Here is a 5,424-nt window from a genome sequence, read left to right as displayed (position 1 = left end):
CCTTATTATAGTGGCAACATCAACTCCAGATATGGCTTTTCCTTCAACAGCTTGTATAGTACAGAAAAATATCAATGCAGTGAAGGCAGCAGCATTTGATATATCTGTAGGATGCTCTGGTTTTATATATGGGCTGCATCTTGGATTTAGCTTTATAAGAGCAGGTGAATATAAGAAGGTTTTAATAATTGGAGGTGAAACATTATCTAAAATCGTTAATTGGGAAGATAGGAATACTTGTATTCTATTTGGTGATGGAGCTGGGGCTTGCATTTTAGAAAGATGTAAGGAAGGTTCTGGTTTTCTAACCTTTGATTTAGGTTCAGATGGAAATAAGGGGCATTTACTTGTTCAACCAGCTGGTGGTTCAAGACTACCTGCAAGTTATGAAACTGTATCAAACAGACTTCATACCATAAAAATGGATGGGAGAGAAGTATTTAAATTTGCGGTAAGGGTAGTGGAGAAATCATCAAAAAAAGTTTTAGAGAAAGCTAATATACCTTTAGAACAGATAGATTTCTTAATTCCTCATCAAGCTAATATAAGAATAATTCAATCTGCAATTAAAAAACTTCAATTAGAAAAAAAGAAGGTATATGTGAATCTAGACAAATATGGTAATATGTCTGCAGCTTCTATTCCAGTGGCACTAGATGAATCCTATAGAAAAGGTTTACTAAAAAGAGGGAATATAGTATTATTAGTAGCCTTTGGGGCTGGTTTAACTTGGGGTTCAACTTTATTAAGATGGAACAAATAGGAGGGATGGTTATGTTTGATACAAGGGTATGTAAACTACTAAATATTAAATACCCAATAATACAAGGAGGCATGGCGTGGGTAGCTACTCATGAATTGGCAGCAGCAGTTTCTGAAGGTGGAGGATTAGGCATCATTGCAGCAGGTAATGCACCACCAGAGATAATTAGAGACGAAATTCGAAAGGTAAGAAGGTTAACAGATAAACCTTTTGGAGTAAATATAATGCTAATGTCGCCTTTTGCTGAGGATATAGTAGGTATAATCTGTGAAGAAAGGGTTCCTGTAGTGACTACAGGTGCAGGAAACCCAGGGAAATTCATAAAAATGTTTAAAAAACATGATGTAAAAATAATACCTGTAGTACCTACTGTGTCTTTAGCAAGAAGATTAGAACGGAAAGGCGTTGATGCCTTAATAGTAGAAGGAACGGAAGCAGGTGGTCATATTGGAGAATTGACTACTATGACATTGGTTCCTCAGGTAGTAGATGCAGTCAATATCCCTGTAATAGCAGCGGGAGGTATTGGCGACGGAAGAGGTTTTTTAGCTGCTTTATCTTTAGGTGCGGAAGGAGTTCAACTAGGGACTAGGTTCGTATGCTCTTTAGAATGTATAGCTCACGATAATTTTAAAGAAAGGATAGTAAAATCCAAGGACAGAGAGACGATTGTTACTGGAAGAAGCACAGGCTATCCAGTACGGGTTCTTAAGAATAGATTTTCTAAAGAATATTTAGAATTGGAGGAAAAAGGCTTAACATTTAAGGAATTAGAGAAGTTTGGAGCAGGCAGACTTAAATTAGCAGTAAAGGAAGGAGATATCACAAAAGGCTCTGTTATGGCTGGACAAATATCAGGGCTTATAAAAGAAACAAAACCTTGCAAAGATATAATAGAGGAAATAATTAAAACTGCAATAGAAAAAATAGATATTTTTACTTCTTTTAAGGGGGGCAGTGCCAAATGAGAAAAGTTGCTTTTATTTTCCCCGGTCAAGGCTCCCAATATGTAGGAATGGGTAAGGATTTTTATGAAACTTTTCCCGAATCTAAGAATGTGTTTAAAGAAGCAAACGAATGTTTGAACATGAATATAAAAGAGATATGCTTTGACGGAAAAGCTGAGGAATTAATTAGGACGGAAAATACTCAACCAGCTATATTAACAACAAGCATTGCAATGATGAAGGCATTGGAAAAAGAAGGGATAGACTGCGAGTTCACAGCAGGATTAAGTTTAGGAGAATATACTGCTTTGGTAAAATCTAAAGGCATTAGTTTTAAGGATGCTCTTTGGATTGTCAAGATTAGAGGTAAACTTATGCAAGAGGCAGTTCCAGAAGGAATAGGAGGAATGGCAGCTATATTAGGATTAAATAAAGAAAAGGTATTTTTGGCTATAGAAAAAGTTAAAAACCACAATATAGTAGAAGTAGCTAATTATAACTCACCGGAACAAATAGTTATTTCTGGTGAAAAGGAAGGAATTAAAATCGCTTGTAATGAGGCGTTAAAACTTGGAGCTAAAAAAGCTATTCCTTTACCTGTAAGTGCACCTTTTCATTCTAGCTTATTAAAACCTGCTGGTGACAAATTAAAAGAGGAATTAGATAAAGTAAATCTATCTGATTTAAGTAAAAACTTAGTTTCAAATGTAGATGGAAAGCCTGTTACTTTCAAAAGAGAAATAAAAGAAAAACTAGTAAATCAAGTAAGTAGTTCTGTTTTATGGCAGGACAGTGTAGAGTTTATGATAAATGAAGGAGTAGATACTTTTATTGAAATAGGACCAGGAAAAACCCTTACAAGTTTCGTAAAAAGAATTGGAAAATCAATAGATAAATCTGTAGAAACATTTAATGTTAATAATGTTAAAACTTTGAAAGAAACTATTGATTCTCTTAGAAAGGAGGTAGTGAATTGAGTTTAGTTGGGAAGAACGCTTTAGTAACAGGTGGTTCCAGAGGTATAGGCAAAGCTATTGCTCTTAAACTTTCAAACAATGGGATTAATGTAGCTATTAGCTATATTAATAATAAAGAGAAAGCTAAGGAGGTGATAGATGAGATAGAAAAAAATGGAGTTAAAGGAATAGCATTAAAAGCTGATATATCAAAAGAAGAAGATGTACTAAATATGGTAAAGGATATCGAGACTGAATTGGGAGCAATAGACATATTAGTAAATAATGCAGGAATCACGAGAGATAATTTAATCATCCGCATGAAACCAGATGAATGGGATGATGTAATTGGAACAAATCTTAAAGGTACTTATTTATGTACTAAATCTGTTGTAAGAGGAATGATGAAAAAAAGGTATGGAAAGATAATCAATATTGCTTCTGTTGTAGGGATTACAGGAAATTTAGGTCAAGGAAACTACAGTGCTTCTAAGGCAGGAGTTATAGGATTTACAAAATCTATGGCTAGGGAATTAGCTAGTAGAGGAATAAATGTCAATGCAGTTGCACCTGGTTTCATCGAAACAGATATGACTGAAATTTTGGAGGAAGACATTAAGAATTCACTGGTTAAAAGTATTCCAATGGGTAGAATAGGTAAGCCTGAAGATATTGCAAACATTGTAATATTTTTAGCTAGTGAAATATCGGATTATATTACAGGTCAAGTAATAAATGTAGATGGTGGAATGGTTATATAAATTAAAGGAGGATATAAAATGACAAATTTTGAAAGAGTAAAAAATATTATTATAAACACTTTGGACATAGATGATGTAGAAGCTATCACTGTGGAAACTTCTATAATAGATGATTTAGATGCAGATTCATTAGATGCAGTAGAGGTAATGATGGCTTTAGAAGATGAATTTAGTATAGAAATACCAGATGAAGATGTCGAAGAGTTCAAAAATATAGGGGATATAGTAAAATATATCGAAGAAAAAATTAGCTGATATTATATTGGTTGGGAGGTTTACAATTGAAAAGAGTAGTTATAACTGGATTAGGAGCTGTGACCCCTATTGGTATAGGAAAAGATGAGTATTGGAATTCCCTTTTAAAAGGGAATTCCGGTATTGATTATATTACTAGATTTGATACAGAAAATTATGATACAAAGATTGGAGCAGAGGTTAAAGATTTTTCACCTCAAGATTTTATGGATAAAAAAGAATCTAAAAGGTTAGATCGATTTATACAATACGCTGTTGCAGGTACGTCCTTAGCATTGGAAGATGGACAGATTAATCTTGAGAAGCTAGATAAAGATAGAATTGGAGTAATTCTAGGTTCCGGTATAGGCGGTATGGAAACCTTAGAAAAAGAACATACCAAATTATTGGGAAGAGGGCCTAAACGTGTGAGTCCCTTTTTTATTCCTATGATGATATCTAATATGGCACCAGGACAGATTTCCATGCTATATGGAATAAAGGGACCTAGTTTAACTATTACTACAGCCTGTGCTTCAAGCACTCATGCTATAGGTGAATCCTTCAGAATGATACAAAGAGGTATCTCCGACTTAATTATAACAGGAGGTAGCGAAGGGGCTATAACACCTATTTCATTAGCAGGTTTTAATTCTATGAAGGCTTTATCTAAAAGAAATGAAGAACCTACTAAAGCCAGTAGACCTTTTGATAAGGAAAGAGATGGTTTTGTAATGGGAGAAGGGTCAGGAATCCTTATATTAGAAGAGCTAAATCATGCATTAAAGAGAAATGCAACTATATATGGAGAAATTATTGGATATGGAGCGACTTCGGACGCTTACCATATTACTACACCAGACCCTGAAGCAAAAGGGGCTACAAATGCGATGAAGCTAGCCTTAAAAGATGGAGAAGTTCATTATGCTAATATAGATTATATAAATGCTCATGGTACTAGTACCTATTACAATGATAAGCTAGAAACTTTAGCAATAAAAAAGGTATTTAAAAATCATGCTTATAATTTAGCTATAAGTTCTACTAAATCTATGACTGGTCATTTACTTGGAGCTGCTGGTGGAATAGAGGCTATAGCTACTATATTAGCTATAAAAGAAGGAATTATACCACCTACTATAAATTATGAAAATCTAGATGAAAGTTGTGATTTAAATTATACTTCAAATAATTTGTTGAAAAAGAGAGTGAGATATGCATTATCTAATTCTTTAGGATTTGGAGGACATAATGCTACAATACTATTAAAGGAATTTCTAGAATAGAATAATTAAAACCGCTCTGAGCATTAAGAAGGCAATCATATATTAATGTTAAGAGCGGTTTTTATTTAAAATAAATTTATTGTATTTGACTTATACTATGTTATACTTAAGAAAATATTAATTACAATGGAGTGGTATTATGACATTCAATATTCCCAAGTATGTAGAAAAAATAATAGATATATTAGAAATGCAAGACTATGAAGCATATATAGTAGGGGGTAGTATTAGAGATATGTTCTTAGGTAAAGAACCTAATGACTATGATATTGCTACAGATGCATCTCCTGATAAAATAAAGTCTGTTTTTTCGGAATTTAAAACTATTGATATAGGTGAAAAATTTGGAACAATTTTGATATCGCAAGAAGAAGGGGATATTGAAGTAACTACTTTTAGAAAAGAAGGTAGGTATATAGATGGAAGGAGGCCAGAAATGGTAAATTTTTCTTCTAATATTGAAGATGATTTAAGTAG

At 33.4% G+C, this 5,424-nt stretch carries 6 protein-coding genes and 1 pseudogene; all 7 read left to right on the top strand.

The annotated features are described in order from the left end of the window. Window positions 1–763 (top strand): beta-ketoacyl-ACP synthase III (locus tag VK998_RS04030; protein WP_325225752.1); only part of this gene is annotated, 763 nt, incomplete at its 5' end. An 11-nt stretch (window positions 764–774) separates the two neighbouring features. After that, the gene (fabK, locus tag VK998_RS04025; protein WP_325225749.1) at window positions 775–1,731 is read left to right on the top strand and encodes an enoyl-[acyl-carrier-protein] reductase FabK; all 957 of its coding nucleotides are present in this window, start codon (window positions 775–777) and stop codon (window positions 1,729–1,731) included. Next, the gene (gene fabD, locus VK998_RS04020) at window positions 1,728–2,687 is read left to right on the top strand and encodes an ACP S-malonyltransferase (protein ID WP_325225747.1); all 960 of its coding nucleotides are present in this window, start codon (window positions 1,728–1,730) and stop codon (window positions 2,685–2,687) included. The genes fabK and fabD overlap by 4 nt, the downstream gene beginning before the upstream one ends. Then, on the top strand, window positions 2,684–3,427 hold the full coding sequence (gene fabG / locus VK998_RS04015; protein ID WP_325225745.1) for a 3-oxoacyl-[acyl-carrier-protein] reductase: 744 nt from the start codon (window positions 2,684–2,686) through the stop codon (window positions 3,425–3,427). The genes fabD and fabG overlap by 4 nt, the downstream gene beginning before the upstream one ends. A gap of 18 nt (window positions 3,428–3,445) precedes the next feature. Continuing rightward, the gene (gene acpP / locus VK998_RS04010; RefSeq protein WP_325225742.1) at window positions 3,446–3,682 is read left to right on the top strand and encodes an acyl carrier protein; all 237 of its coding nucleotides are present in this window, start codon (window positions 3,446–3,448) and stop codon (window positions 3,680–3,682) included. A gap of 26 nt (window positions 3,683–3,708) precedes the next feature. Next, window positions 3,709–4,947, top strand: coding sequence for a beta-ketoacyl-ACP synthase II (fabF, locus tag VK998_RS04005; protein WP_325225740.1), 1,239 nt, complete (start codon window positions 3,709–3,711; stop codon window positions 4,945–4,947). Between the two features lie 139 nt (window positions 4,948–5,086). Beyond that, window positions 5,087–5,424, top strand: a pseudogene (locus VK998_RS04000) (CCA tRNA nucleotidyltransferase); the annotation flags it as partial.

This window comes from Schnuerera sp., assembly GCF_035459645.1.
Taxonomy (GTDB): Bacteria; Bacillota; Clostridia; order Tissierellales; family Tepidimicrobiaceae; genus Schnuerera.
This window is presented reverse-complemented; position numbering and strand designations above follow the sequence as displayed.

What these genes read in the sequence shown, in the direction of transcription:
- fabD (WP_325225747.1), top strand. Translation starts at nt 1,728, where the DNA reads ATGAGAAAAGTTGCTTTTATTTTCCCCGGTCAAGGCTCCCAATATGTA.
- acpP (WP_325225742.1), top strand. Translation starts at nt 3,446, where the DNA reads ATGACAAATTTTGAAAGAGTAAAAAATATTATTATAAACACTTTGGAC.
- fabK (WP_325225749.1), top strand. Translation starts at nt 775, where the DNA reads ATGTTTGATACAAGGGTATGTAAACTACTAAATATTAAATACCCAATA.